Origin of the sequence: Aquincola tertiaricarbonis, from assembly GCF_023573145.1 — a bacterium.
Taxonomy (GTDB): domain Bacteria; phylum Pseudomonadota; class Gammaproteobacteria; order Burkholderiales; family Burkholderiaceae_C; genus Aquincola; species Aquincola tertiaricarbonis_B.
The window spans coordinates 1,723,134-1,748,739 of the sequence record NZ_CP097635.1 but is presented as its reverse complement, the minus strand read 5'-3'; the positions used below and the strand labels follow the sequence as shown (position 1 = coordinate 1,748,739).

The 25,606-nt window shown below is 69.0% G+C and carries 23 protein-coding genes; 10 read left to right on the top strand and 13 right to left on the bottom strand.

Features of this window, described 5'->3' with window-relative positions; all coding sequences use genetic code 11:
• Nucleotides 1-2 precede the first annotated feature (2 nt).
• The 3 genes from MW290_RS08080 to MW290_RS08070 are packed head-to-tail and all read right to left on the bottom strand — an operon-like array spanning nt 3 to nt 3,692.
• Nucleotides 3-1,586, bottom strand: a complete 1,584-nt coding sequence (locus MW290_RS08080) for a benzoate-CoA ligase family protein (protein WP_250194168.1) — start codon at nt 1,584-1,586, stop codon at nt 3-5.
• A 47-nt stretch (nt 1,587-1,633) separates the two neighbouring features.
• Entirely contained in the window at nt 1,634-3,199 is a 1,566-nt protein-coding gene (locus MW290_RS08075) for a 3,4-dehydroadipyl-CoA semialdehyde dehydrogenase (protein ID WP_250194167.1), read from the bottom strand.
• Nucleotides 3,200-3,209: 10 nt separating this feature from the next.
• Nucleotides 3,210-3,692, bottom strand: a complete 483-nt coding sequence (locus MW290_RS08070) for a 4-hydroxylaminobenzoate lyase (protein ID WP_250194166.1) — start codon at nt 3,690-3,692, stop codon at nt 3,210-3,212.
• A gap of 156 nt (nt 3,693-3,848) precedes the next feature.
• Here MW290_RS08070 and MW290_RS08065 point away from each other — a divergent pair, with 156 nt between their 5' ends.
• The 5 genes from MW290_RS08065 (at nt 3,849) to MW290_RS08045 (ending at nt 9,905) form a co-directional block, all read left to right on the top strand.
• Nucleotides 3,849-4,769 carry a helix-turn-helix transcriptional regulator gene (locus tag MW290_RS08065; protein ID WP_250194165.1) on the top strand — a complete coding sequence of 307 codons (921 nt, stop codon included), beginning with the start codon at nt 3,849-3,851 and terminating at the stop codon, nt 4,767-4,769.
• 155 nt (nt 4,770-4,924) lie between these two features.
• The gene (gene boxC / locus MW290_RS08060) at nt 4,925-6,598 is read left to right on the top strand and encodes a 2,3-epoxybenzoyl-CoA dihydrolase (protein ID WP_250194164.1); all 1,674 of its coding nucleotides are present in this window, start codon (nt 4,925-4,927) and stop codon (nt 6,596-6,598) included.
• Nucleotides 6,599-6,611: 13 nt separating this feature from the next.
• Nucleotides 6,612-8,039 carry a benzoyl-CoA 2,3-epoxidase subunit BoxB gene (gene boxB, locus MW290_RS08055; RefSeq protein ID WP_250194163.1) on the top strand — a complete coding sequence of 476 codons (1,428 nt, stop codon included), beginning with the start codon at nt 6,612-6,614 and terminating at the stop codon, nt 8,037-8,039.
• A gap of 121 nt (nt 8,040-8,160) precedes the next feature.
• Nucleotides 8,161-9,447, top strand: a complete 1,287-nt coding sequence (gene boxA / locus MW290_RS08050; protein WP_250194162.1) for a benzoyl-CoA 2,3-epoxidase subunit BoxA — start codon at nt 8,161-8,163, stop codon at nt 9,445-9,447.
• On the top strand, nt 9,444-9,905 hold the full coding sequence (locus MW290_RS08045) for a MaoC family dehydratase (RefSeq protein WP_250194161.1): 462 nt from the start codon (nt 9,444-9,446) through the stop codon (nt 9,903-9,905). The genes boxA and MW290_RS08045 overlap by 4 nt, the downstream gene beginning before the upstream one ends.
• On the opposite strand, the gene MW290_RS08040 is transcribed toward MW290_RS08045, so the two are convergent.
• The gene (locus tag MW290_RS08040; RefSeq protein ID WP_250194160.1) at nt 9,891-10,976 is read right to left on the bottom strand and encodes an acyltransferase family protein; all 1,086 of its coding nucleotides are present in this window, start codon (nt 10,974-10,976) and stop codon (nt 9,891-9,893) included. The two genes, MW290_RS08045 and MW290_RS08040, sit on opposite strands and share 15 nt — an antisense overlap.
• Before the next feature lie 250 nt (nt 10,977-11,226).
• Between MW290_RS08040 and MW290_RS08035 the strand changes: the two genes are divergently transcribed.
• Both MW290_RS08035 and MW290_RS08030 read left to right on the top strand, forming a co-directional pair.
• Complete coding sequence (locus MW290_RS08035; protein WP_250194159.1) at nt 11,227-12,189, top strand: chemotaxis protein CheX; 963 nt, start codon at nt 11,227-11,229, stop codon at nt 12,187-12,189.
• Between the two features lie 17 nt (nt 12,190-12,206).
• A complete protein-coding gene (locus tag MW290_RS08030; RefSeq protein WP_250194158.1) occupies nt 12,207-12,575 on the top strand; it encodes a response regulator in 369 nt (122 codons plus the stop codon).
• On the opposite strand, the gene MW290_RS08025 is transcribed toward MW290_RS08030, so the two are convergent.
• A complete protein-coding gene (locus MW290_RS08025; protein ID WP_250194157.1) occupies nt 12,553-13,062 on the bottom strand; it encodes a GNAT family N-acetyltransferase in 510 nt (169 codons plus the stop codon). The genes MW290_RS08030 and MW290_RS08025 overlap by 23 nt on opposite strands.
• Entirely contained in the window at nt 13,059-13,349 is a 291-nt protein-coding gene (locus MW290_RS08020; RefSeq protein WP_250194156.1) for a type II toxin-antitoxin system TacA family antitoxin, read from the bottom strand. Before MW290_RS08020 ends, MW290_RS08025 begins: the two co-directional genes overlap by 4 nt.
• 236 nt (nt 13,350-13,585) lie before the next feature.
• Here MW290_RS08020 and MW290_RS08015 point away from each other — a divergent pair, with 236 nt between their 5' ends.
• The gene (locus MW290_RS08015; RefSeq protein ID WP_250194155.1) at nt 13,586-14,878 is read left to right on the top strand and encodes a PD-(D/E)XK nuclease family protein; all 1,293 of its coding nucleotides are present in this window, start codon (nt 13,586-13,588) and stop codon (nt 14,876-14,878) included.
• 77 nt (nt 14,879-14,955) lie between these two features.
• Complete coding sequence (locus MW290_RS08010; protein ID WP_250194154.1) at nt 14,956-16,401, top strand: cytochrome P450; 1,446 nt, start codon at nt 14,956-14,958, stop codon at nt 16,399-16,401.
• Here the strand turns inward: MW290_RS08010 and MW290_RS08005 are convergent.
• Nucleotides 16,299-17,096, bottom strand: a complete 798-nt coding sequence (locus tag MW290_RS08005) for a PEPxxWA-CTERM sorting domain-containing protein (RefSeq protein WP_250194153.1) — start codon at nt 17,094-17,096, stop codon at nt 16,299-16,301. The genes MW290_RS08010 and MW290_RS08005 overlap by 103 nt on opposite strands.
• Before the next feature lie 36 nt (nt 17,097-17,132).
• The gene (locus MW290_RS08000; protein ID WP_250194152.1) at nt 17,133-19,199 is read right to left on the bottom strand and encodes a LamG-like jellyroll fold domain-containing protein; all 2,067 of its coding nucleotides are present in this window, start codon (nt 19,197-19,199) and stop codon (nt 17,133-17,135) included.
• Between the two features lie 147 nt (nt 19,200-19,346).
• Between MW290_RS08000 and MW290_RS07995 the strand changes: the two genes are divergently transcribed.
• The gene (locus MW290_RS07995; RefSeq protein ID WP_250194151.1) at nt 19,347-19,934 is read left to right on the top strand and encodes a hypothetical protein; all 588 of its coding nucleotides are present in this window, start codon (nt 19,347-19,349) and stop codon (nt 19,932-19,934) included.
• On the opposite strand, the gene MW290_RS07990 is transcribed toward MW290_RS07995, so the two are convergent.
• From MW290_RS07990 to MW290_RS07970, 5 genes are read right to left on the bottom strand one after another with little or no spacing between them, the layout of a single operon-like run.
• A complete protein-coding gene (locus tag MW290_RS07990; RefSeq protein ID WP_250194150.1) occupies nt 19,915-20,676 on the bottom strand; it encodes a (5-formylfuran-3-yl)methyl phosphate synthase in 762 nt (253 codons plus the stop codon). The genes MW290_RS07995 and MW290_RS07990 overlap by 20 nt on opposite strands.
• Nucleotides 20,673-21,245, bottom strand: coding sequence for a DUF447 domain-containing protein (locus tag MW290_RS07985; protein ID WP_250194149.1), 573 nt, complete (start codon nt 21,243-21,245; stop codon nt 20,673-20,675). The genes MW290_RS07990 and MW290_RS07985 overlap by 4 nt, the downstream gene beginning before the upstream one ends.
• Nucleotides 21,238-22,677, bottom strand: coding sequence for a DUF6513 domain-containing protein (locus MW290_RS07980; protein ID WP_250194148.1), 1,440 nt, complete (start codon nt 22,675-22,677; stop codon nt 21,238-21,240). Before MW290_RS07980 ends, MW290_RS07985 begins: the two co-directional genes overlap by 8 nt.
• Entirely contained in the window at nt 22,656-23,321 is a 666-nt protein-coding gene (locus tag MW290_RS07975; RefSeq protein WP_250194147.1) for a flavoprotein, read from the bottom strand. Before MW290_RS07975 ends, MW290_RS07980 begins: the two co-directional genes overlap by 22 nt.
• A complete protein-coding gene (locus MW290_RS07970) occupies nt 23,251-25,365 on the bottom strand; it encodes a sigma-54-dependent Fis family transcriptional regulator (RefSeq protein ID WP_250194146.1) in 2,115 nt (704 codons plus the stop codon). Before MW290_RS07970 ends, MW290_RS07975 begins: the two co-directional genes overlap by 71 nt.
• Nucleotides 25,366-25,606 lie beyond the last annotated feature (241 nt).

Sequence of the window (25,606 nt, the reverse complement as noted above, 5' to 3'; positions counted from 1 at the left end):
TGTCAGCCCTGCTGCTCGCGCTCGCGCAGGCGGAAGCGCTGGATCTTGCCGGTGGCGGTCTTGGGCAGCTCGTCGACGAACTCGATGAAGCGCGGGTACTTGTAGGGCGCCAGCCGGTCCTTGACGAAGGCCTTCAACTCGGCTTCCGTCACCTGCTGGCCGGGCTTGAGCACCACGAAGGCCTTGGTCTTGGTCAGGCCCTCGGCGTCCTGCTTGCCGATGACGGCGCTCTCCAGCACCGCGGGGTGCTGCATCAGCGTGGCTTCCACCTCGAAGGGCGAGACGTAGATGCCGCTGACCTTGAGCATGTCGTCGCTGCGGCCAGCATAGGTGTAGTAGCCGTCGGCATCGCGGCTGTACTTGTCGCCGCTCTTGGTCCAGCCGCCCTGGAAGGTCTCGCGGCTCTTGTCGCGGTTGCCCCAGTACATCAGCGCGGCGCTGGGCCCACGGATGTAAAGGTCGCCCACCTCGCCATCGGGCACCGGGCGACCGTCGTCGCCGCGCAGCTCGATCTCGTAGCCCTCCACCGGTCGGCCGGTGGTGCCGTAGCGCACGTCGCCCGGCCGGTTGCTCAGGAAGATGTGCAGCATCTCGGTGGAGCCGATGCCGTCGATGATCTCGCAGCCGTAGTGCTGCTTGAAGCGCTGGCCGATTTCGGCGGGCAAGGCCTCGCCCGCCGACGAGCACATGCGCAGCGCCACCGACTCGATGCCCGGCAGCTCGGGCGAGGCCAGCATGCCGGCAAAGCCGGTGGGCGCGCCGAAGAACACCGTGGGCCGCACGCCGGCCTGCGCCGGGGTGCTGCCGGTCCAGCGGCGGAAGGTGGCGGCCGGCGTGGGCCGCTCGGCCATCAGCACCACGCTGGCACCCACGCTCAGCGGAAAGGTCAGCGCATTGCCCAGGCCATAGGCGAAGTACAGCTTGGCCGCCGAGAAGCAGACGTCGTCTTCGGTCAGCCCCAGCACCGGCTTGCCGTACAGCTCGGCCGTCCAGAACGGGTTGCCATGGGTGTGCACCGTGCCCTTGGGCTTGCCGGTGGAACCCGACGAATACAGCCAGAAGCCGGGCTCGTCCGGCCCGGTGGGCGCGGGCCGCGCGGCGGGTTCATGGCGCGCCATCAGCGCGGCCAGGTCGTGCACGCGGGCGCCGTGCAGCTCCGCCGGCAACGGCGCTTCGGGGTGCGAAACCACGATGTGCCGCAGCTCATGCTCGCCCTGGGCCAGGGCCGCTTCCAGCACCGGCAGCAGCGCGGCCGACACCAGCGCCGCCTGGGCGCGGCTGTTGGCCAGCATGTAGGCATAGTCGGCCGCGGTGAGCAGCGTGTTCACCGCCACTGGCACCACGCCGGCATGCAGGCCCCCGAGAAAGCTCACCGGCCAATGCGTGGTGTCGTGCATCAGCAGCAGCACCCGTTCTTCGCGCCGCAGGCCCAGTGCCTGCAGCGCGGCCGACATGCGCCGCACCTGCTCGCCCAGCGCGCCATAGCTCAGCACGCCGTGGTCGTCGATGTAGGCCGTCTTGTCGGCGCGCGCGGCATTGCTGTCCAGCAGGTGCTGCGCAAAGTTGAAGGTGGCGGGCAAAGTCATGGCGATGTCTCCTCGCACGGGGATGTCTTCTCGGCGGCCCATGGCGTTCAGCCCTGGGGTTGCAGCGCGGCCAAAACCGGCCCGGCGGCCTGGATGGCCGCGCGGCGGTGGTAGAAGTCCAGCGCCCGCAGGCCACCCAGCTCCTGGCCGCCGCCGGCACGGCCGGGGCCGCCGTGCAGCGACTGCGGCATCACGTTGCCGTGGCCACTGTGGGCCGTGGCCACATCGGGGCTGACGACGTGCACGCGGCCATGGCTGGCGGCCAGCGCCAGCGCGGTGCCGGCCAGCGCAGCCGCGTCTTCACCATAGACCGAGGCCACCAGCGAGCCCTGGCCGCGTTGCACCAGGGCCTGCGCCTGCGCCAGGTCGCGGTAGGGCAGCAGCGTGGCCACCGGGCCGAAGACCTCGGTGTCGTGCACGCGATCGGCGGCTTCGGCCGCTTCGGGTGAGTCCACGCCCAGCAGCACCGGGCTCACGCAGGCGGCCACGGCGGGGTCGGCGTCCACCAGCGCGGTGCGGCGACCGTCGTGCAGCACACGCGCTTGACTAGACAAGTGATCCATGCCCTGCAGCACGCTGGCATGCTGTGCGCGGCTCACCAGCGCGCCCATGCGCACGGCTTCGTTGCGGGGGTTGCCCACGCTCACCTTGGCCAGCTTGGCGCCGATGGCCTCGGCCGCCGCGCCCCACACCGCCTGCGGCACGAAGATGCGGCGAATGGCGGTGCACTTCTGGCCGGCCTTGACCGTCATCTCGCGCACCACCTCGCGCACCAGCAGGTCGAAGGCGGGGCTGCCGGGCGTGGCCTCGGGCAGCAGCAAGGCGCTGTTCAGGCTGTCGGCTTCGATGTTGACGCGCACCGAATGCCGGGCCACGGCCGCATGGCCGCGGATCAGCGCCGCGGTGTCGGCCGAGCCGGTGAAGGACAGCACGTCGAAGGGCTGCAGCGCGTCCAGCAGACCGGCCGAGCTGCCGCACACGATGTTGAGCGCCCCCGGCGGCAGCACGCCGGCCTCGATCACGTCATGCACCATGCGCTGCGTGAGCCAGGCGGTGGCCGTGGCCGGCTTGACGATGACCGGCACGCCGGACAGCAGCGCGGGCGCCGCCTTTTCCCACAAGCCCCAGGCCGGGAAGTTGAAGGCATTGATGAACAAGGCCACGCCAGGCGTGGGCACCTGCACATGCTGCGACTGGAAGAGGGGCTCCTTGCCCAGCTTCACCGCCTCGCCATCGCGCAGATGGTTGGCATCGCTCAGCGCAGCACCCCAGCGCGCGTACTGTCCCAGCGTGAAGAGGGCGCCGTCCACGTCCACGGCGGTGTCGGCCTTCACCGTGCCGCTGTTGGCGATGGAGATGGCCTCGTACTCGGCCCGGTGGGCCTGCAGCACCTGCACCACCTGCTGCAGCAGCGCGGCGCGCTGGCCGTAAGTCAGGGCCCGCAACGCAGCACCGCCGGTGTGGCGCGCAAAGGCGAAGCCTTCGGCCAGGTCCAGCCCTTCGGCGCTCACGCGCACCAGCTCGTCGCCCAGCACGGGGTCGAACAGCGGCGTGCCTTCGCCGTGGCCGGCCTGCCAGCGGCCAGCCAGGTGATTCAGGAGCAATTCGGTCACCGGCTTTCCTTCAGGCATGCGCCGCGGCGGGCGTGAATTCGATCTGCCCTTGAGGCAGCAGGTACAGCACCAGCGCACGGCCACCGCTGACGGTGGGCGGGTGCGCGCTGCCGGGCGGGTACACGCACCAGCCGGCGGGGTGACCGTCGAAGCGGGCCTCACCTTCCAGCGGCATGATCAGGTCAACCTCGCCCAGCGGATGCACGTGGTGGGGGCCGGCGATGTCCTGCATGTCCACCACGTCCACCGAAAAGCCGTGCAGCGCCGGATCGGTCGCCGCGAACACACGGCCGTAGCGGATGCCGCCGCGCTCACGGTGGCACAGCCAGCCTTCGGCCACGCCTTGCAGGCACAGCTGCTTGAGCTGGCGGTAGGTGTCGCTGTCGGCGCCCAGCTCGGTGTTCAACCATAGGGCCAGCGCGTCGTCGAGCGGCCGGCCCGCGATGTGCTGCGCCACCTGCGCGATGCGTTGGTGAAATAGGGCTTGCGACATGCTGCTGGCTCCGACCCAGTACAAGCTGGCTTGATGCGTCAGGCCCGATGAAGTATCTTGCCTGTGAGGGAAAGATAGCGACGGGGCAGTGCAGCGTCAAGCAATATAGTGCACTTCCAGTGATAACCCCTAGCGCGGAACACGAGAACCAAAAACATGAACCACAGGGCTGAAGGCACGACGATGGCAGCCGCCGAGGGCGCCGAGGAGGCCAAAAACCCGCTGCTGCTGGCCCTGGGCGAGCGGGTGCGCACGTTGCGCGCGCGGCGCGGCCTCACGCGCAAGCAGGCGGCGCTGGCGGCCGATGTGTCGGAGCGGCATTTCGCCAACCTCGAATACGGCATCGGCAATGCGTCGATCCTGGTGCTGCAGCAGGTGGCCAGTGCGCTGCAGTGCCCGCTGGCCGAGCTGCTGGGCGATGTGACCACCAGCAGCCCGGAGTGGCTGCTGATCCGTGAGCTGCTGGAGCACCGCAACGAGGTGGAGCTGCGGCGCGCCCGCATCGCGCTGACCGAGCTGCTGGGGCAGCCGGGTGGCGACCGCGCCCGCGGCGGCCGCATCGCGCTGGTGGGCCTGCGCGGCGCCGGCAAGTCCACGCTGGGCCAGCTGCTGGCCGAAGACCTGGACCTGCCCTTCGTGGAGCTGAGCCGCGAGATCGAGAAGGTGGCCGGCTGCAGCATCCGCGAGATCCACGACCTCTACGGCACCGCCGCCTACCGCCGCTACGAGCGCCGGGCGCTGGAGGAAACCGTGCAGATCTATGCCGACGTGGTGATCGCCACGCCGGGCGGCATCGTGAGCGACCCCGCCACCTTCAATCTGCTGCTGGCGCACTGCACCACCATCTGGCTGCAGGCCTCGCCCGAGGAGCACATGGGCCGGGTGGCCGCGCAGGGCGACCTGCGTCCGATGGCCGCCAGCAAGGAGGCGATGGAAGACCTGCGCCGCATCCTGGCCGGACGCGCCGCCTTCTACAGCAAGGCCGACCTGACGCTGGACACCAGCGGGCAGACGCTGGAGGCCAGCTTCGCGCAGCTGCGCGCGCTGGCGCGCGAGGTGTTGGCGCTAGAAACCTGAGCGACGCTGCCGGCGCCGCGCGCCGCAGCCTTGGGACAAACCCGCGAATGCACTTTATTGCATTATCCTGTTCTTGACGCACGATAGTGCAGGCACTATGCTGCATTCCATCGCGTCACAAAGAAGCACCCTGCTTCCACCGACAGGAGACCCGCATGAGCGACACCCCGATCTCGGCGCCCCGCGTCGATTACCGCACCGAGCCGGGCCAGTACCGGCACTGGTCCCTCAGCACCGACGGCGCCATCGCCCGGCTGTCGCTGGATATCGCGGAAGACGGCGGCATCCGCCCCGGCTACAAGCTCAAGCTCAACAGCTACGACCTGGGCGTGGACATCGAGCTGCACGACGCGCTGAACCGCGTGCGCTTCGAGCACCCCGAGGTGCAGACGGTCATCGTCACCAGCGCCAAGGACCGCATCTTCTGCTCGGGCGCCAACATCTTCATGCTGGGTGTCAGCAGCCATGCGTGGAAGGTGAACTTCTGCAAGTTCACCAACGAGACCCGCAACGGCATCGAAGACTCTTCGAAGCATGAAGGCCTGAAGTTCGTGGCCGCGGTCAACGGCGCCTGCGCCGGTGGCGGCTACGAGCTGGCCCTGGCCTGCGACGACATCGTGCTGGTGGACGACCGCAGCAGCGCCGTCAGCCTGCCCGAAGTGCCGCTGCTGGGCGTGCTGCCCGGCACGGGCGGCCTGACCCGTGTGACCGACAAGCGCAAGGTGCGTCACGACCTGGCCGACATCTTCTGCACCAGCGTGGAAGGTGTGCGCGGCCAGCGCGCGGTGGAATGGCGCCTGGTGGACGCAGTGGCCAAGCCCGCGCAGTTCGCCGCCACGGTGCAGGAGCGTGCTTCAAAGCTGGCTGCTGGCAGCCGCCGCCCCGGCCCGGGCACTGCCGGCGTCCAACTGCCGCGCATCGAGCGTGAAGACGGCCCCGACAGCCTGCGCTATGAACATGTGCAGGTGCAGATCGACCGCGAGCGCCGCACCGCGACGCTGACGGTGAAGGCGCCCACCGGCACGCAACCCACCGACGTGGCGGCCATCGAAGCCGCAGGCGCCGCCTGGTGGCCGCTGGCCATGGCCCGCCAGCTGGACGACGCCATCCTCTCGCTGCGCACCAACGAGCTGGACGTGGGCACCTGGCTGCTGAAGACCGAAGGCGACGCCGCCGCGGTGCTGGCGGTGGATGCGCTGCTGCTGCAGCACCAGGACCACTGGCTGGTGCGTGAAACGCTGGGTCTGCTGCGCCGCACCTTCGCGCGGCTGGACGTGTCGTCGCGCAGCCTGTTCGCGCTGGTGGAGCCGGGCTCCTGCTTCGCCGGCCTGCTGGCCGAGCTGGCTTTCGCGGCCGACCGCTGCTACATGCTGGCCCTGCCCGACGAGCCTGAGCGCGCCCCGCGGCTGCAGCTGGACGAGCTGAACTTCGGTCCGCTGCCGCTGGTGACCGACCAGAGCCGCCTGGCCCGCCGCTTCCATGAAGAAGCGCCCGCGCTGGACGCCGCCCGCGCCACCCTCGGCCGCGCGCTGGACGCCGATGAGGCGCTGCAGCTGGGCCTGGTGACGGCCGCGCCCGACGACATCGACTGGGACGACGAGATCCGCATCGCCATCGAAGAGCGCGCGGCCATGTCGCCCGATGCCTTGACCGGTCTGGAAGCCAACCTGCGCTTCTGCGGCAAGGAAAACATGGTCACCCGCGTGTTCGGCCGCCTGACGGCCTGGCAGAACTGGATCTTCAACCGCCCCAACGCCGTTGGCGACAAGGGCGCCCTGAAGGTGTACGGCAAGGGTGAGAAGGCCGCCTTCGACCTGAATCGCGTTTGATGAGGACACGGACATGAGCACCATCGACTACGCCCAGAAGATTCCCAACAACGTCAACCTGAGCGACGACCGCACCCTGCAGCGCGCGCTGGAAGGCTGGCAGCCCAACTTCATCCAGTGGTGGGACGACGTCGGTCCCGAAGGGTCCACCGACTTCGAGGTGTACCTGCGCACCGCCGTCAGCGTCGACCCGCAAGGCTGGGCCCAGTTCGGCCACGTGAAGATGCGCGACTACCGCTGGGGCATCTTCCTGAACCCCGGCGACGCCAACCGCCAGATCCACTTCGGCGACCACAAGGGCGAGAAGGCCTGGACCGACGTGCCCGGCGAACACCGCGCCAACCTGCGCCGCATCATCGTCACCCAGGGCGACACCGAGCCGGCCAGTGTGGAACAGCAGCGCCACCTGGGCCTGACCGCGCCCAGCATGTACGACCTGCGCAACCTCTTCCAGATCAACGTGGAAGAAGGCCGCCACCTGTGGGCCATGGTGTACCTGCTGCACAAGCACTTCGGCCGCGACGGCCGCGAAGAGGCCGAGGCCCTGCTGCAGCGCCAGTCGGGCGACGAGAACAACCCGCGCATCCTGGGTGCGTTCAACGAGAAGACGCCGGACTGGCTGAGCTTCTTCATGTTCACCTACTTCACCGACCGCGACGGCAAGTTCCAGCTGGCCGCTCTGTCGGAAAGCGCCTTCGATCCGCTGGCCCGCACCACCAAGTTCATGCTGACGGAAGAGGCGCACCACATGTTCGTGGGCGAAAGCGGCGTCTCGCGCGTCATCGCCCGCACCTGCCAGGTGATGAACGAGCTGAAGACCGACGACGTGCAGAAGGTGCGCGCGGCCGGCGCCATCGACCTGCCCACCATCCAGCGCTACCTCAACTTCCACTACTCGGTCACCATCGACCTCTTCGGTGCCGACCAGTCGAGCAACGCCGCCACCTTCTACAGCTCGGGCCTGAAGGGCCGCTACGAAGAAGGCAAGCGCGACGACGACCACCTGCTCAAGGGCCAGAGCTACCGCGTGCTGGAGGTGCAGAACGGCCAGCTGGTGGACAAGGAAGTGCCGATGCTCAACGCGCTGAACGAAGTGCTGCGCGACGACTTCATCAAGGACTCGGTGGCCGGCGTGAACCGCTGGAACAAGGTGATCGAGAAGGCGGGCATCCCGTTGCGCCTGTCGGTGCCGCACAAGGCCTTCAACCGCCAGATCGGCGCGCTGGCCGGCCTGAAGCTCTCGCCCGAAGGCCAGGTGGTGAGCGAAGCCGAATGGCAGGCCCGCCAGGCCGAGTGGCTGCCCACCGCCGAAGACCGCGCCTTCGTCGCCAGCCTGATGGGCCGCGTGGTGGAGCCGGGCAAGTTCGCCAACTGGATCAGCCCGCCCGTCATGGGCATCAACCGCCAGCCGGTCGACTTCGAATACGTCCGCTTTAACTAGCCCACCCCCGAGCGGGCAAGCCCGCTCCCCCTCAAGGGGGCGCCGCCAGCGGCCCGCCAAAGCCGGTTCCGCGGCGGCTGCTTGAACGGGGCCGCGCGCCTGCAGACGGAGTTGCTTTGCCATGAATGCGATGACTGAAGCTGCCGTGATCCGGCAGCACCTGATCGATCCGGAGATCTGCATCCGGTGCAACACCTGCGAGGCCACCTGCCCGATCGGGGCGATCACCCACGATGACCGCAACTACGTGGTCAAGGCCGACGTGTGCAACGGCTGCATGGCCTGCATCTCGCCCTGCCCCACCGGCTCCATCGACAACTGGCGCACGATGCCCGCCACGCGCGCCTACCCGGTCGAGGAGCAGTTGCTGTGGGACGAGCTGCCGCCCGAGCTGACGCCCGAGCAGCTGGCCGAGGCCGGCGTGGCGACCGACGCGCAGGCCGAAGCGGCGGTGCCGGTGCTGGCCCAGGCGCCGGCCGCTGCCGCGGCCACGCTGGCCGAAGCACCGTTCAACAGCGCGGCCTACGGCGCCACCACGCCGCCGTGGTCGGCCGCGCATGCGTACACCAACCTGTACCCGCCGAAGAAGCCCACCACCGCCACCGTGGTGGGCAACATCAACTGCACCGAGAGCGGCTTTGCCAGCGAGACCCACCACGTGGTGCTGGACTTCGGGAGCATGCCGTTCCCGGTGCTGGAAGGGCAGAGCATCGGCATCATCCCGCCCGGGGTGGATGCGAACGGCAAGCCGCACGTGGCGCGCCAGTACAGCGTGGCCAGCCCACGCAACGGCGAGCGGCCGGGCTACAACAACGTGGCGCTGACCGTCAAACGCGTGACCGAGGACCACCAGGGCCGGCCGGTGCGCGGCGTGGCGTCCAACTACGTGTGCGACCTGAAGGTGGGCGACACGGTGCAGGTGGTGGGGCCCTTCGGCCACAGCTTCCTGATGCCCAACCATCCGCGCTCGCACATCGTGATGATCTGCACCGGCACCGGCAGCGCGCCGATGCGGGCGATGACCGAGTGGCGGCGCCGGCTGCGCAAGAGCGGCCGTTTCGAGGGCGGGAAGCTGATGCTGTTCTTCGGTGCCCGCACGCCGCAGGAGCTGCCCTACTTCGGGCCGCTGCAAACCCTGCCCAAGGACTTCATCGACATCAACCTGGCCTTCTCGCGCCAGCCCGACCAGCCCCGCCGCTACGTGCAGGACCTGATGCGCGAACGCGCCGCCGACCTGGCCGCGCTGCTGAAGGACAGCCACACCCACTTTTACGTGTGCGGCCTGAAGAGCATGGAGGAAGGCGTGGTGCTGGCCCTGCGCGACGTGGCCGAGCAGGCCGGCCTGCCCTGGGACACGCTGGGCCCGGTGCTCAAGGCCGAAGGGCGGCTGCACCTGGAGACGTATTGAAGTTCGCCGACTTCCGGCCCGGCCAGGTGATCGAGGCCGGGCCGTACGCCGTGACGCAGGCCGAGGTGCTGCAGTTCGCCGGCGCCTGGGACCCGCAGTGGTTCCACACCGACCCGGCCGCTGCCGCACGTGGCCGCTTCGGCGGGCTGATCGCCAGCGGCTGGCACACCTGCGGCATCGCGATGCGGCTGGTCACTGAAGCGGCGCTGGCCAGCTCGGAGTCTTATGCCTCGCCCGGGCTGCAGTACGTGAAGTGGCCGGCCCCGGTGCGGCCGGGCGACTCGCTGCGGCTGCGGGCCACGGTGATCGAGACCCGCCGCTCACGCAGCCAGCCGGGGCTGGGCATCCTGCGCTGGCGCTGGCAGCTGCACAACCAGCAAGGCACGCAGGTGCTGGACCTGGAAGCGACCAGCCTGTTCGACCTGGCCGCCCCCGAAGACGCTTCAGGCGGCGGCTGAAGCCGCGCGCAGCGGCAGCGGCCGCGGCGCGTCCATCCAGCGCTGCACCAGCAGGCCCAGGCCCACGCTCAGCGGCCAGCAGGCCAGCACCGCGCCGGCCAGCAGCAGCGGCTCGTCAGTGAGACCCGCCACGCTGGCGCACACCAGCACCAGCAGCGGGTAGTGCAGCAGGAACATCGGGTAGCTGGCCGCGGCCAGCTCGCGCAGCGCCCGCAGCGCACGCGCCGGCAGGCGCTGCAGCCAGACATCCAGCAGACCGTGGGCACACAAGGCCATCGCGGTGAGCGTGGCCACCGCGATGCGGGAACGCCAGGCCAGCACCAGCGCCAGCAGGCCGATGGCACCCACCACCCCCAGCGCCAGCGGCGTGGGCACGCGCGCGCCGCGCCGCAGCACGCAGGCCAGCATGCCCAGCGCATACGAGCCGGCGAAGTACGGCGCCCAGGCGTCCAGCCCGGCATCCAGGTTCCACCACAGCAGCGACAGCAGGCTGATGCCCAGCGTCAGCCCGCCGAACACCGCCAGCCGGCCGCGCAGCGACAGCGGCAGCGCGCGGCACAGCATGGCCAGCAGCACCAGGCCGATGTAGAGCTGCAGGTCGATGGCCACGTACCAGAAGCCGGCCGACAGGCCGTCCTGGCCCAGCACGTCCTGCAGCAGCAGCAGGTTGGCCGCCACCTGGGGCAGGTCCAGCGCCTGTGGGTCCACGTCCACCGGCAGCTCGGCCGGCAGCGGGCCCCAACGCAGCCAGCCCAGCACCGCCAGCATCGCAAACGCAGCCAGCCAGTAGGTGGGCAGCAGCCGACGCGCCCGCTGCACGATGAGCTGCCAGGCCTGCTGCAGCAACGGGGCGCCGGCCGGCTTGTGCAGCCGGCCCAGCATCGAGGCGGCGCCCAGGTAGCCGCCGATCACCAGGAACACCTGCACCGCCAGGCGGCCGTCGGCCGCGACCACCCCGAGCGGGCCCTGGGGCACCGGGCCGTACAGGAACAGGTGGTGGAACAGGATCAGGTGCGCGGCAAGCACCTTGGCCAGGTCGATGGCCGGGCTGGCGGAAGCGGAACGGGACATGAAGGCACAGGACGGGCGTGGCGGCCGGCCAGGAGCCGCCAAGGGCGCGCGTGAAGGACGGCACGGGAAAGGGGCGGGATGTTCGCACAGGCCGTTGACGCCGCCGGGCGGAACGCACCACCTGTTCAGGCGAGTGACGGCCGACACACGATGCGCTGCGCAGGGGTTTCAGTGCGCGGCCGTGTGGCCGATAAGGCATCAGGCGGGCCCCTCGCAGGCGCCGCGCTGTCACTCCCCCTAGAGGTACACGATGAGCGAGACGACCTTCCTGGCCGCCAAGGTGCTGTTGCTGGAACACGACCCCGTGCACTACAGCAGCCTGCTGGAATTCTGCGAACAGCTGGGCCTGATCACGGTGCCGCGGGCGGCAGCCGATGCGCTGGACGCGCTGAAACAGCACAAGGACCTGGGCGGCGTGCTGCTGGCCGAGGACCTGCACGAGGACGGCAGCGACAGCCTGCCGCTGGCCCTGGCCCTGCACCGCCAGCGGCCCGAGCTGCCCATCTTCCTGCGCCGCACCAGCAACCGGCCACTGAGCGACGACGAGGCACGTGCCGTCACCCACCCCTGGCCCAGCGGCGACATGGCGGCGCTGCGCGAGCACATCGACCACAGCCTGTTCGGGCTGCGCTACCCCACCACGCTGGTGGGCGGCGTGGTGGAGCTGAGCTGCAACGCCATCCGCTCGATGTTCCCGAATGCCGAGGTGGTGGCCGAGCCGCCCTACGTGGTGCACGACCGCATCATCTACGGCCAGGTGTCCACCCTCATCGCGCTGGAAAGCACCTGGTGCCGCGGCTACATGATGCTGCAGACCGAAGAAGGCGCGCTGCGCCAGGGCATGGCCCAGGGCATGGGCTATGAAGGCGTGGGCGGCGACCTGGGCTTCCGCGAACTGAACAACCTGCTGGGCGAAACCACCAACCTGGTGTGGGGCGCGTTCAAGAACCGCTACATCCCGCCCGAGGCCTTTGCCAACCAGCAGACGCAGGTGCCCATCGTCATCAACCACGAGCAGAAGTACATCTCCTTCGGCTCGCAGGACCCGCAGCTGTGCATCCGCTACTTGCTGACCGATCCGCGCCGACCGCGCCAGCCGCCGGTGACCATCGTGCAGCGCTTCATCTTCAACCTCCTGTTCGTGCCGGAAGCCTTCGTCGAGTTCTCGGCCGGCAACAGCACCGCCGCCACCGGCGAACTCGAGTTCTTCTGATTCACGGAGTTTCCTGAATGGCCCAGATCCTGGTGGTGGACGACTCGAGCACGATGCGCGAGATCGTCTCCAGCTTTCTCACCCACAACGGCTTCGACGTGGCCGTGGCCAACGACGGCCGCGCCGGCCTGCAGCTGCTGCAGGAAGACACGGACATCAAGCTGGTGGTCAGCGACATCAACATGCCCAACATGGACGGCCTGACCATGGCCGACAAGATCCGCACCGAGCTGGGCAACACCTCGGTGCGCATCGTGATGCTGACCACCGAGGACAACGCCAGCATGCGCGCCCGCGGCAAAGAGATCGGCATCACCGGCTGGATCGTCAAGCCCTTCCGTGGCGAGGCGGTGCTGGGGCCGTTCAGGAAGCTGTGCGGGATGTGATGAAGCGCTTGAGCGGCACGACCAGCTGCCGCCCATGAGCGCCGAAAGGCTCGAAGCCATGGTGCCGGTAGAACCGGGCTGCGTTGTCGTCCTTGGCGTCGACGACCAGCGCGAACACCGCCACCTCGGAACGTGCGGCGCGAACGGCCGCGTCCGCCAACAACGCGCTGCCCAGCTGCCTGCCCTGGAACCGCTGGTCGATGGCCAGCCGGCCAAGACGCGCCACGGGCACGCTGGGGTAGCGGGGCAGCCGCTTGGCCCAGTCCGCCGGCAGTTCGGTCAACGCAACGCCGGCGGCGGCCAGCGTGTAGTAACCGGCCACCACGCCTGAGATCGACTCCAAGGCTACATAGCAGGCGCTGACCCGGCGCCGAACATCCTGTCCGGCCTGGGCGGCCAGGTAGTGGTCCAACGCCGCCACGCCGCACGAAAAAGAAGCTCGCGCATGGCCCGGCGCCAACGGCTCCAGGCGGAACGGCGCGGTCACTTGGCGCCGTCGAGCAGGCGCTGGCGGGCCTTCAAAGCGCGCTTCATGGCCGGTGCGAGCGGCGGCGGATTCAACAGCAGGGCGGCAAAGCGCTCCTGGTCCTGCACACTCAGGCGGATGATCTGAGCGTCTTCGATCGTGCGTTGCGCGTCCTTCAAGGCCGCAGCCACGAGAAAGTCGCTGACGCTGCGGCCCTGCAGCTCCGCGGCACGGCGAACGACGGCCAGCGCATCGGGCGCGATGCGGGCTTCGACTCGGGCAGTGCGGGCGGTGGCAGTGGCAGCCATGGCGTTGCGTTTTCAGCTGGGCAGTCAGTGTACGTCAATTCGCCGTACATGGCTGTCCCGATGTCGATGCCCACCGCGGGCTTCCAGCCACCTCTCAAGACAGATCTTGCAGCACGGCAACAGCCAACCAGCGCCTGACTAGCACGCCCACCTGATGGCTGAACAGCGTATGTACGCTGCCTCGCTATCACAGGGCTGCCTATATTGTCCGCAGACACACCACGGAGAGAAGCGGCATGTCTGGTCAAACCAATTCACAGCTGGACGACTTCTTCGCAGACAACGATGTCAGATGGCTACTTGCCAATGCCCGGGAGAACCGCGCACTGACCATTGCGTTCCCCAAAGAGATCAACATCTCGAATCTGTTTGCTTGGCTCTTGTCACCCCACGAGGGGCACGGCCTGGGTGACCTGCCGATCAAGGAGTTGCTCTTCCGAGCATGGGATGCGTGCGCCGACGACCAAGAGGCAGACCGGCTGCTTGGGCGCTTCCGACCGGCATTGGTGCATGGCCTGACGTTTTCGGAGGCCGTGGTCATCCGTGAGTACGCTGCGCCGGAGGATGCCGGCCGAGTCGACCTCGTGCTCGTCGACCCCAAGAACCGGCTGGTGCTGGCTGTCGAGAACAAGTACGGCGCAAAACTGGGATTGCAGCAATTGACGCGCTATGCAGATGCGCTGGAGAAGAAGCTTCCGCGCGATGAAGGTTGGCAACTGATTTCGGTGATGTTGGACTACGACACCGAATCTGAAGCAGACGACCAACGTTGGCTCAAGCTGGACTACGCATGGGTCATCGACATGATCAAGACCCAATTGGGCCTGGGTCTGTTGTCGCAGGAAAGCGCTGCGACGCTTCAACAGTTCTCCGACCATCTGGAGGACGAGGGCCTGGTGCCCTACGCACGGCTCACACCGGCGCATGCGACCGACCGAATCCTGCAGGTGGCCCTTCGGCATGCCGATGTGCTGGCACAGATGAAGGACCTGCGCAAGCGCTCTTCCATCCAGGCGGTCGACGCGCTGCTCCAGCGCAACCAAGGTCTTGTGACGCTGGAGTACACCCGGCACCGCAAACTGTGGGATTACGTGCTTGAGGTGGGTGCACGCGCCCACCTTTTGGTGCCGGTGAAGCAGGCGTTCCCTCATGTGCTGGCGGACCTGGAGTCATCATCCCGGATCAGCTACTTCGCGCTGCCGGAGTGGCAGGAAGCTTGGTCCCAACCAGACCCTGACGACCTCTGCTGGCCGATCTGGGCAGCCTTCTACGAAAGCGGCGATGTGGATCGCAAGGTGTACATCGTGACGGGCGACGTTTTCCCTGAACGTTGCAAGGAGGAGCTCGTTGCAGGCATCTCTCAACAAGCGCTTGCGCTGCGCAAGCGCAACGGCATGAAGTCCCAACGCCCCCGAGCTGCCCACATTCGGGTCGGCCATTGGCGCTGCACCACGAGGGAAGAAGCGATCGACAGGCTGCTGGCGCTGATCAAGGCCATGGACGCATCGCTGCTTCAACGGAGCACCTGACCCAGATCGCAGAACGGGGTCACTGAGGTCTTTTGCCGGGGCTGGCGATCCATGCCACCCCGCGTCACACTCATCCCATGACCCTCCCCTTCCAAGCCCTGCCCGGCCCGCCCAGTCCCTGGTGGGGCCTGGGCGCCCTGCGCGACCTGTGGCGCGACTACCTGGGCACGCTGGCGCAGCACCAGCGGTATGGCGACCTGGTGCGCCAGCGCATCCTGCGTGAGCAGGTACTGGACATCTACGACCCCGAGCTGCTGCGCACACTGATGGTGGACCATGCCGACGCGCTGATCCGCTGGGAGCGCGGGCCCGAGGTGTTCGCCGATGGCCTGGGCCAGTGCGTGCTGGTCACCGAAGGCGCCACCTGGCAGCGCCAGCGGCGCATGCTGATGCAGGCCTTCACGCCGCGGCGGGTGGCCGGCTACGTCGGCCACATGGTCGAGGCCACGGCGCGCGGCCTGGCGCCGCTGGCCGACGGTGAGGTGGAAATGGACGGCCTGTTCAGCCACCTGGCGATGGACGTCATCTCACGCACCTTGTTCAGCGCCCCGATCGGCGACGACACCCAGGCCGCGGCCGATGCGGTGCAGGTGCTCAGCGAGACGGCGCTGCGCGAGATGTTCTGGCCCGCCACGCCACCCGACTGGCTGCCGCTGCCCGGCAAGCGGCGCAAGCGCCGCGCACGCGCGCTGATCCACGGCTTGATCCAGGCCCACATCGACGCGCGCCGGCAGCACCCGACGCCTGGCAGCACCGACCTGCTGCACATGCTGATGACGCTGCGCGACGAAGACAGCGGCAGCGCGCTGACCGACCAGGAGGTGTTCGACCAGTGCGTGCTGAGCTTCCAGGCCGGCCATGAAACCACCGCCACCGCCTTGCTGTGGTGGAGCTGGCTGATGGCCCGCCACCCCGAGGCCCAGGCCCGCGCGGCGGCCGAAGTGGCCGACACGTTGGGCGGCCGGGCCCCGGGCGCGGATGCGGTGCAGGCCCTGCCCTGGCTCACCGCCACGCTGAAGGAAGCGATGCGCCTGTACCCGCCGGTGGCGGCATTGATGACGCGCCGGCTGCTGCGGCCCGTGACCCTGGGCGACGTGGAGATACCGGCCCGCACCATGGTGCGCGTGACACCGTGGCTGATGCACCGCGACCCACGCTGGTGGCCCGATGAGCCCGAAGCCTTCCGGCCCGGGCGCTTCATGCCCGCCACGCCCGGCCAGCCCGTGGCCGCCATCCCGCGCGGGGCCTACATCCCCTTCGGTCTGGGCCCGCGGGTGTGCCTGGGCCAGCACTTCGCGCAGCTGGAGATGACGGTGATCGCGGCCCTGCTGCTGCAGCGCTTCGAGCTGCGGCCCACGCAAGAGCCCGACCCCGTGCCGCGCATGGCGGTGACGCTGCGGCCCGCGGGGGGCCTGCGGCTTCAGCTGCGGCGGCGACCGCGGCGCGAGACCGCGCCCACCACGCCCAGCCCCACCAGCACCATGGCCCAGGTTGCCGGCTCGGGCACCGGCGCCAGCGTGTAGTTGGCGATGCTGTCGATCTGCTGGCGGCTCAGGCCTTGCAGCAGCGGCTGCGTCAGCAGGCCCTGGCCGGTGGCGATCGCGAAGCTCACGTCGGCCGCGGTGGGGCCGTTGACGTCGCGCGCCAGGAAGGCGTAGTTCAGCAGGCTCAGCGTCTGGCCCGGGGCCAGTGTGACCTCGAAGCTCACGTTGTAGCGGTCGGGCGTCAGGGTGGCCTGGCCCAGGCCGTTGTTGCCCGAGACCAGGGCCAGCACCGGGTCGCTGCCGCAGGCATCCGTGCCGTCGTTCTCGCAGCTGACGAGCAGGCCGCCGGCGGCGTGGTGCACCAGCTCGTCCCCGTCGGAGCCGAGGTTGCCGAAGAAGTTGAGCGTGGTGCTGACGCTGGTGTTGCCGGTATTGGTGAAGCTGTCGAAGAAGCGGTAGACGTTGCCCGACAGCAGCTCGACCTGCCGTTGCTGCGCGAGGCTGCCCACGCCGCCGTTGTAGAAGCCGAAGGCATCGAAGGCGCCGTCACCGGCGTCCATCACCTGGCCCAGGGCCTGGTTGGCCAGCGGCGTGTTGCCACCGGGGCCGACGTACTGGCTGCCCGTCGAAGCACCGTCGAAGATGCCGGGCGTGGCCTGGAACTGGGCGGCCTGGGCGGCCAGCGGCAGAAGCACCGCGGCGGCAGCCGCGGCGATGAAGCGTTGCATGAACATGCGGATCTCTCCAAGAAACAAGGCGGGGACGGGCGCTCAGCCGCGGCGGGCGGTCAGCCACTGCTGCGGGGGCAGCGGGCGGCCCACCAGGCGCAGCTCGCCGATCCAGCCGTAGAAGCCGTCGTCCAGCACGCCGTCCCACCAGCCGGCGCCCAGGATCCAGGGCTGCGGCGGGTTCTGCGAGCGGGTGCCGGTGGCGGCACGGGCCACGTTGCGCAGCACCGGCGCACCTTCCACGTACAAGGTGGTGGTGGCAGTGGCGGGGTCGTTGACCACCGCCACGTGGTACCAGGTGTTGCGGATCAGCTCGCCCGACCAGTTGGTCTGCGCGTACTGCGAGTTGCTGGCGGGCACCACCTCCCACTGCACTTCGCGCAGGTTGGAGATGGCGAACAGCACGCTGGAGGCTTCAGGGTCGCCGCCGCGGTAGCCACCCGGCACCCTGCCGCGATTGCCGCAGCGGCCCAGCAGGTTGGCCCAGCGATGCTTGCTGGCGTCCCAGTCGGCGGGAATCTTGACGAAGGCCTCGATGGTGTAGCCGTCCCAGAAGCTGCGGCCATTGACGCCGGCACCCGCCGCGGTGAGGAAGGCGCTGATGCGGCCCACCGTCTTGTCGGTATTGCGGAACAGCACGCTGCCCGCGGCCGACGACAGGTAGTGGCGGTCGGTGGACCACACCACGTCGCCGGCCTGGGCCTGTGGCAGCAGTGCGGTGCGCGTCATGTCGAAGCCACCGGCCACGTCGGGCAGGGTGTCGCCCGGCTGCACCACCTTGCCTTCGGTGATGCCCACCGGCGCGCGCCAGTGCGCATAGGTGTCGGGCGCCAGCGGGTAGTCGTCCACATGCGCGGGCGGGCGCACCACCGGCCGGGTGGGCTCCACATAACCCGCCAGCAGCTCGGTGCGCACGCGCGGCAGGATGGGGGCGCCGGTGGTCGAAGCGGTTGGCTTCCAGCGCAGGAAGCCAGCGAAACGCTTCTTGAAGTTCACCGGGATGGTGAAGCGCTGGTTGGGCTGGGTCAGCTCGGCGAAGTCGAACTGGTTGAGCTTGGCCTTGGGCTTTTGCACCACCCAGGGCGAGAACGACATCACGTCGATGCGGTTGCGGGTGAAGTCCACCTCGTACAGCCGCATCATGGCGTTGCCGCCCTGGTAGTCCATCTGATAGTCCACCACCATCTGGTGGACCTCGTTGCCGAAGTTGTTGTACTTGCGCAGGTAGGCGGCCCCGTGGTGGTGGCCGTTCAGCGTCATGAAGATCTGGTCGTTGTCGCGGATCAGCTTGTCCCACAGCATCAGGCCGTAATCGGTCTCCTGCGGGCTGTTGCCATCGGCCGCGATGTTGAGCAGCTGGTGGTTGCTGAGGATCACCGGCAGCGTGGGATTTCGTTGGATCACGCCGCGTGCCCAGGCAATGCCTGCATCGGAGATGCGCCAGGACAGCGACAGCACCATGAACTGCACGCCATGGGCCTGGAACACATGGGCCTCATGGAAGCCCGAAGGATCACGCTCCAGGAAGGTGGACTGGCGCGCCGCGCGCTGCTTGGGGAACCATTGCAGGTAGGGCTCGGAAGCCAGGTTGCGCTGCGCGTCGGTGCCGAACCCCTGGTCCGAGGGGCGGTGGTAGTCGTAGTCGTTGATGACGTCGTGGTTGCCGGCCAGGATCGAGTACGGCACACCGGCCGTCTCCAGCTTCTGCATCGCGGCATCGGCCACGCGCCACTGGTTGGGCTTGTTCTGCTGGTCCACCACGTCGCCCAGGTGGATGACGAAGGGGATGTTGAAGGCCTGTGCGTGGCGGGCGATCCAGTCGGTCTGCGCGTCGAAGGGCGTGGAGCCGTAGTTGCTCTGGAACTGCTGGCCTTCGTCGGTGGTGGCGTAGCGGGAATAAAACTGCGTGTCGGGCAGCACCGCGATGGCGAAGCTGGTGACCACGCTGGGTTCCGCGGCCTCGGCCGTGTCCACCGCGCCCAGCAGGCCGCCGGCTGCCAGTGCCGACAGGCCGGCCGCGCCGCGCAGCATGGCGCGCCGGTCCGTCGTCAGGCCAAGTTCCTCCCTCACCGTGCCCTGGTCTGCCGGTGCCTTGTTGATGTCGCTCATGCGCGTCCTCGTGATGCTGAGGTCGCGCAGTGTTGGCGGCCGCCGTGGCGGTGTGATGACAGCGGCCTACCGGCTCGTGGGACGTTGACGCTGCGCCCACCGGTCAGCATCATCACCCTCCCGCCCGCAAACCACGAGGAGCGCTTCATGTCTAGTCACTGCAAGCAGTACACGGTGATGGAAGTCAAACGGCTGATCGAGGCATCCGAGGGCAAAGGCCCGGGCGTTGGTGGACACGCCATTAAGGAACACGGCCATGCACGCGTCGACGTCACCAGCCGCGGCAAGCCGACCGACGGCGCTTTCGAGCGAGGCTGGACCGTGAAGACCACCAGCAGTTTCGAGGACTCGGTGATGCGGGGCGTCTTCGATGACTACGATGAGACGACAGAGCCCGTCAAGCGCTTCAACAAGTCAAGCGACCAATACCTCGCCGTCTGCAATGCCCTGAATTCGGATTGGGGCCAGGTCAAACTGAAGGAGCTGGACGCAGAGCCCGACGTGGGCACCTTCTCGCGCGTGTTCGATGCCGAGGTCAATCTCGGCAGCTTCATTCCTACCGTGCGCACTGCCAATGGCCCGGTGGAAGGCAAGTCAAGCTTCCATCAGGTTCACATCGAACTGTTCAAGATCCAGGGCGCCCTGCACCTGCACACGGCATTCGCTGTCCTTGCGGCACCCGGCAAGAACGCCCTCAAGCAGCGCGCCAAGGCCATCAAGAACGCAAATCTATGACCTGCGCCTGGCCTGGCGTCGCCAGGCTCGGCAGCGCCTGCCGCAGCGCCCTCACCCGCGCCACCTCCAGCGCACCCCGCCGGTCGCCCGCGCACACCGCGGAGCGGAAGCCTGCGAAGTCGGGCGCCAGCGACAGCACCGCCGGCAGGTGCTGCAGCCGCAGCGCGCCGGCCAGGCCCACCAGCTGGCCGGCCGCGCGGAGGGTGTGCACGAAGTGGCGCAGGTCGGCCATCGGCATCGCATCGAACAGGCTGCCGGCCAGTTTGTCCTGCGTGTCCACCATCACCCCGGCCAGCCGCGGGCCCAGCGCGGCGGCATGGGCCACCACGGCTGCGTCCAGCCCCTGGTCGGCGATGAACACCGGCACGATGGCATGGCCGCAGGCGGCCAGCGCATCGAGCGCGGCCATGGCCGGCGCCCCATCGGCCGTGCGCGGGATGCCTACCTTCACGATGTCGACGCCGCAGGCGGCCACCGCATGCACCCGGGTCATCACGGCGGGCAGGTCAGTGAGCGGCAGGTCGCCGATGGTGGCGCTGATCGCCAGCGTGCTGCCGCCGCTTCGCAGCGACTGCACGATGGCCCGCAGCGTGGCTTCGGGCAAGCCACCCAGTGCCCCGGCCCGCGGCTCCTTCAGGTCGATGAAGTCGGCGCCGCCTTCGGCCGCCTGCCACGCCTCTTCCACCGTGCGCACGCTGACCAGCAGGCGCAGGCCCTCTTGTCTAGACAGGTGAAAGCTCATGCCGCCCGCCCCTGCCGGTGCTGCGCAATGGCCTGCTGCAGCCAGCCCCAGGCCTCGCGCTCGTCGGGGCCGGCGGTCTTGTCGATGGCGATCTGCAGGTACTGCATCTCGCTGTCGATCTTGTCGGACGGCAGAAAGCGCAGCCGGCTCACCAGCACCGCGCCTTCCAGCACCGCGGCCTGCGCACGGTTCATGCCGATGAAGGGCGCGTGCGTGGCATCGTGCACCGGCCGCAAGCGCAGCACCGGGCGCTCGGCGTCGGGCTGCTGGCCCACCAGCTGAAGCTCCACATGGCGCAGCGCGCTGCGCAGCCGCACGCCGGGCACCTGCTCGGCCGGCAGCACCGGCCACTGCTTGCGGCCGGTGACGCAGCCGGCCAGCACCCGCACGTCGGTCAACAGGTTGAGCACCGCGTGGCCGGTGGCCACGATGTTGTCCAGCGTGGTGGAGGGCTTGAAGGGCATCAGCACCACGTCGCCCTGCACATAGCGCACGCCCATCGGCGCCACATGCGGCGTGCCGGTGGGCGACACGGTGGTGACCACCGCCTCGTAGATCAGGTCATTCATCTTTCACCGCCTGGGTGACGTCGCCGCGGGCGCGGCCTGTGCGGCTGGACGGGCTGGTGGGCATGGTGGTGCCCGGGGCGCACCAACCGCTGGTGTCCTGCGGCGCCTGTTCCACCGCGCAGCCCCAGGCCAGCGGCTGGTCCTGCACATAGCGCTTGCCCAGCCGCCAGGCGATCTCGGCATGCGCCAGCTCGACGCCCATGTAGAAGGCATGCGGCGCATCGTGCTGCAGGCCCAGCTGCGGCCACAGCTCGAAGGCGCCCTGCCCGGTGCGCAGGCCGTCTCGGTTGTACACATGCAGGCCCTGGGCCGACACCTGCACCCGGAAGTTGGGGTCGCGCACCTGCGCCGCGGTGGCGGCGATCTCGGCCGGCGCATCCGGGAAGGGGTGCTTGTCGTGCACCGTCATCAAGGCATCGTTCAGGCCCTTGGGCAGCATCTGCCGGCTGCGCGCCGCATGCATGATGCGGCGTGCCCAGTCGGCCTCGCGCACCGCGCGCCGGGCATGGCCGCTGACCTGGGTGGTGAGCACCGCCGCCACGTCCAGTTCGGCGCACAGGCCGAACAACACCGCGTTGATGCCGCTGGTATCGGCCTCGGTCAGCTCGGTCACGTTGCCCACGCCCATCATGATGGCCACGTCCGGGAAGGTCTCGCGCAGCCGGTGGTAGCGCACGATGGACGCGGCCAGGCCGAAGGGGATGGGGTCGAGGATGGCATCGGCGATGAAGGGCTTGCCGCGCTGCTGCATCAGCCGCACCGCCTGGTGCAGCGAGTCTTCGTCGGTGGGCGTGCGCGGAATCAGCACCGGCGTGGCGGCCACTTCGTCGGCCACCCACAGCGTGTCCAGCGTCAGGCTCAGCAGGTAGTCGGCGCCAGCGCGGCCGCCGCGCAGCAGGTCCTGCGGATCAACCGCGTCCACGCTCACCTGCAGGCCCAGCGCCTTGAGCGCCTGCACGCTTTCGGCCAGGTGGCCGAAGGGCGTGTCGGGCAGGCTGCCAAGGTCGATCACGTCGGCGCCGTCCGCCTGGTAGGCCTGGGCGCGTTCGACGATCTGCGCCACCGTCAGCCGCGGTGCATCGACGATCTCGGCAAAGATGGCCACCTCGTACTCACTCAGGTCCACCGCCTTGGCCGCGCGGTTGAAAAAGCGCGGCAGGTCCTTCAGCTCTTCAGGCCCACGCTGCACCGGCATGCCGTAGTGGGCCGACAAGGCCTCCACATCGCCACGGCAGCGGCCCGGCACGATGATGCGGTCGGCCACCACCGGCACGGGCAGGCGGCGGCGCACCATGTCGGCGGTCATCAGGCCGGCCACCTGCAGGCCGATGTCACGCGTCTCCCAGGTGAAGGGGGCGTTGTCGATCGCGCTCAGCACACGTTCCAGGCTCGGCTGCGCCAGGCGGCCGGTCAGGAAGACGATGTGTTCCATGCGAGGTTCAGTTCCTTCAGGCGGGCGTCGAGCACCGCCTCCAGTTCGGCCGGCGATGCCACCACGTGGCAGTAGTCGATCTGGCGCAGGCGCTCCACGTTCTCGAGCTCGATGCGCCGCGGCCGCAGCGTCACCCAGTCGTGCGGCGACTTGGTGACGACCACCGGCTCCGTGTCACATGCAAACACGATGCCGGGGATGCGCAGCTTGCCTGCCTGCGCAAACATGTTGGTGGGCAGGCTGTCGCTGATGCCGAAGGCGCACTTGGCCACGGTGTTGCTGGTGGCCGGCGCCACCACCACCGTGTGATAGACGTCGTCGTACAGCATGCCCACCGGCGCCGCGCTGCGGGTCTTGTCGCGCAGCACGCGGAAGTGCTGGCGCAGCTCGTCCAGCGGCAGCTTGTAGATCTCCAGCACCTCTTCGCCCGCGGCGGAGAGGAACAGGTCGACCTGCGGCAGGCGCTTGGCCAGCGCCAGCGATTCGTCCAGGTAGTGGCCGGAGCCGGTGATGCACCACGCAAAGCGCGAGCGCGGTGTGGCCGGCACCGCCGGCAGGTCGTCGTCAGGCGTGTCAGCGCTCAGGGTGCGAGATCTCGATGTGGAGCTTGTGGAGCTTGCGGTAGAGGGTGTTGCGGCTGACATCGAGCGCCTTGGCGACATTGCTGACGTTCCAACGGTGCTGCTCCAGCATCTGCAGCAGCACCTGCCGCTCGTTGGCCTGTATCGGGTTGAGCTTGGGCAGCGCGGGCTCGGGCGCGGCTTCGGCGGCGGGTTCGGGGCTGGCGCCCGCGAACGAGATGCCATTGGCTGCCGGGGCCGCAGGCACCGGCGGCGCGATGACCGCGGGCTTGCTGCCGGCGCACGGCGCGCCATCGGCAAACAGCGAAGGCAGGTGCTCGCGGCCGATGGGCTTGCCATCGGCCAGCGCCGCGGCGCTGCGCAGCACATGGCGCAGCTGGCGGATGTTGCCCGGCCACGGGTGCTCCAGCAGCAGGCGCTCGGCCTCGGGGCTCAGCACGCCATCGCCGCCGCTTTCGGTGGCCAGCAGGTTGTGGATCAGCTCGCGCTTGTCGCTGCGTTCACGCAGCGGCGGCAGCGTGAGCTCGATGCCGGCCAGGCGGTAGTACAGGTCTTCGCGGAAGCGGCCTTCGCGCACCAGATCCGGCAGGTGGCCATGGCTGGCGCTGATGAGCTGGAAGTCCACCGGGTGAGTCTCTTCGGTGCCCAGCGGCGTCACCTGCCGCTCGTCCAGCACCCTCAGCAGGCGGGCCTGCAGCTCCAGCGGCATGTCGGCGATCTCGTCGAGGAACAGCGTGCCGCCATCGGCCTGCAGGATCTTGCCGCGGCGGCCGGTGCGCTGCGCGCCGGTGAAGGCGCCGGCGCGGTAGCCGAACAGCTCGCTCTCGATCAGCGTCTCGGGCAGGCTGGCGCAGTTGACGGCCACGAAGTTGCCGTGGGCATGCGGGCTGCCTTCGTGCACGGCCTTGGCGAACACCTCCTTGCCGGCGCCGGTTTCGCCGCGCAGCAGGATGGGCGTCTGCCGCGCGATCACGCGGCGGGCGGTCTGCAGCTGGGTGGCCAGTCGCTGGTCCTTGAAGGTGATGCCGGGTGCGCAAGGCTTGCCGGGGCGCGGCGCGGCGCGGCCGGGCACGGCCCCGGGGGCCAACGCGCCGGCCGACGGGCCCGCGATCTGCGCGGCGGCCGGCTGCACCGCATTACCCAGACTGCGCGCGCCACGTGCCGGGGCCGGCGCCGCCTCGGAAGCCGGCTGCCGCGCGACCGCGAAGAAGCGCAGCGCCGCATTGGCGCGGTAGGTCACCACCGGGTGGAAGGAGGAGCTGCTGCTGCGTTGCAGCATGTCTTCGAGCGAGGTCTGGAACAGGTCTTCGATGCGGCGCGAACGCACCTCGTCCACCGACTGCAGACCCAGTTGAAACAGCGCGCTGCGGTTGGCGGCCAGGATGCGGCCATCGCCGTCCACGGCCAGCTTGCCTTCATGCAGCGTGTAGACGAACTCGGGCCGGCTGTGGAAGTGCAGCGGATGCGCATTGCTGAAGCGGCGGTCGATGAGCCGGTTCTCGATCATGCGCGCCGTCATGCCCAGCAGCACCAGCAGGTGCTGCTGCATCAGGGAGCTGCGGCTGGTGACGTCCAGCACCGCGGCGATCTCGCCCGACGGGTCGAACACCGGCACCGCCGAGCACGTCAGGCTGGTGTACTGGCTGAAGAAGTGGTCTTCGCGGCGGATGGACACCGGGGCGCCCGAGGCCAGGCAGGTGCCCATGCCGTTGGTGCCGGCCTCGCGCTCGCTCCACACCGCGCCCACGCGCAGGCCCAGCGGCGCGGCCTCGGCCGCGAATTCGGGCGAAGACACCATGTGCACGATGGCGCCGTCGGTATCGGTCAGCACCACGGCCGAATCGGCATCGCCCAGCTGCTGGTACAGCGTGGTCATCTCGTAGCGGGCACATTCGATGACGTCGGCCTGGCGCTCGAAGCGGCTTTGCATCGCCGCCTGCGAGATGATGGCCGGCTCGCGCGGATGCTCGGGGTGCAGCTGGTACTCGTTCAGGCAACGGGCCCAGGAACGCGTCACCAGGTCGTTGCTGGGGTCGGTCAAACCATTGCGGACGACATCGAGAATGCGGTCAGCGTGGCGATCGTGGCCTGGCAGCACCAGTGTCATCGGAACTTCCTCAGCATCAGCCCACCGGGTGGGGGAGTCGAGATTCTGGTCGGATCGCCATCGGTGGATACCGGGCTAAACCCCGGGTTGCAGGCTTGCACAGCGGCAAATGTTGGCGTTGGCTCGCATTTTGCAGCCGATGGTGCCCCGCCCACGCGCGTGGAAACGAACGGAGACAACCGCCTTGATCGCCCAGCCCAGCTTCACCGCCCTGCCTGATGCGCCACCCGCGCGCGCGCCT

Bases quoted from the DNA above. Each gene is read 5' to 3' on its own strand.
- MW290_RS08005 (WP_250194153.1), bottom strand. From the start codon at position 17,096: ATGTTCATGCAACGCTTCATCGCCGCGGCTGCCGCCGCGGTGCTTCTG.
- MW290_RS07990 (WP_250194150.1), bottom strand. From the start codon at position 20,676: ATGAGCTTTCACCTGTCTAGACAAGAGGGCCTGCGCCTGCTGGTCAGC.
- boxC (WP_250194164.1), top strand. From the start codon at position 4,925: ATGAGCGACACCCCGATCTCGGCGCCCCGCGTCGATTACCGCACCGAG.
- MW290_RS07980 (WP_250194148.1), bottom strand. From the start codon at position 22,677: ATGGAACACATCGTCTTCCTGACCGGCCGCCTGGCGCAGCCGAGCCTG.
- boxA (WP_250194162.1), top strand. From the start codon at position 8,161: ATGAATGCGATGACTGAAGCTGCCGTGATCCGGCAGCACCTGATCGAT.
- MW290_RS08010 (WP_250194154.1), top strand. From the start codon at position 14,956: ATGACCCTCCCCTTCCAAGCCCTGCCCGGCCCGCCCAGTCCCTGGTGG.
- MW290_RS07995 (WP_250194151.1), top strand. From the start codon at position 19,347: ATGTCTAGTCACTGCAAGCAGTACACGGTGATGGAAGTCAAACGGCTG.
- boxB (WP_250194163.1), top strand. From the start codon at position 6,612: ATGAGCACCATCGACTACGCCCAGAAGATTCCCAACAACGTCAACCTG.
- MW290_RS07985 (WP_250194149.1), bottom strand. From the start codon at position 21,245: ATGAATGACCTGATCTACGAGGCGGTGGTCACCACCGTGTCGCCCACC.
- MW290_RS08015 (WP_250194155.1), top strand. From the start codon at position 13,586: ATGTCTGGTCAAACCAATTCACAGCTGGACGACTTCTTCGCAGACAAC.
- MW290_RS08040 (WP_250194160.1), bottom strand. From the start codon at position 10,976: ATGTCCCGTTCCGCTTCCGCCAGCCCGGCCATCGACCTGGCCAAGGTG.
- MW290_RS08070 (WP_250194166.1), bottom strand. From the start codon at position 3,692: ATGTCGCAAGCCCTATTTCACCAACGCATCGCGCAGGTGGCGCAGCAC.
- MW290_RS08080 (WP_250194168.1), bottom strand. From the start codon at position 1,586: ATGACTTTGCCCGCCACCTTCAACTTTGCGCAGCACCTGCTGGACAGC.
- MW290_RS08000 (WP_250194152.1), bottom strand. From the start codon at position 19,199: ATGAGCGACATCAACAAGGCACCGGCAGACCAGGGCACGGTGAGGGAG.
- MW290_RS07975 (WP_250194147.1), bottom strand. From the start codon at position 23,321: ATGTCAGCCGCAACACCCTCTACCGCAAGCTCCACAAGCTCCACATCG.
- MW290_RS08035 (WP_250194159.1), top strand. From the start codon at position 11,227: ATGAGCGAGACGACCTTCCTGGCCGCCAAGGTGCTGTTGCTGGAACAC.
- MW290_RS08020 (WP_250194156.1), bottom strand. From the start codon at position 13,349: ATGGCTGCCACTGCCACCGCCCGCACTGCCCGAGTCGAAGCCCGCATC.
- MW290_RS07970 (WP_250194146.1), bottom strand. From the start codon at position 25,365: ATGACACTGGTGCTGCCAGGCCACGATCGCCACGCTGACCGCATTCTC.
- MW290_RS08030 (WP_250194158.1), top strand. From the start codon at position 12,207: ATGGCCCAGATCCTGGTGGTGGACGACTCGAGCACGATGCGCGAGATC.
- MW290_RS08065 (WP_250194165.1), top strand. From the start codon at position 3,849: ATGAACCACAGGGCTGAAGGCACGACGATGGCAGCCGCCGAGGGCGCC.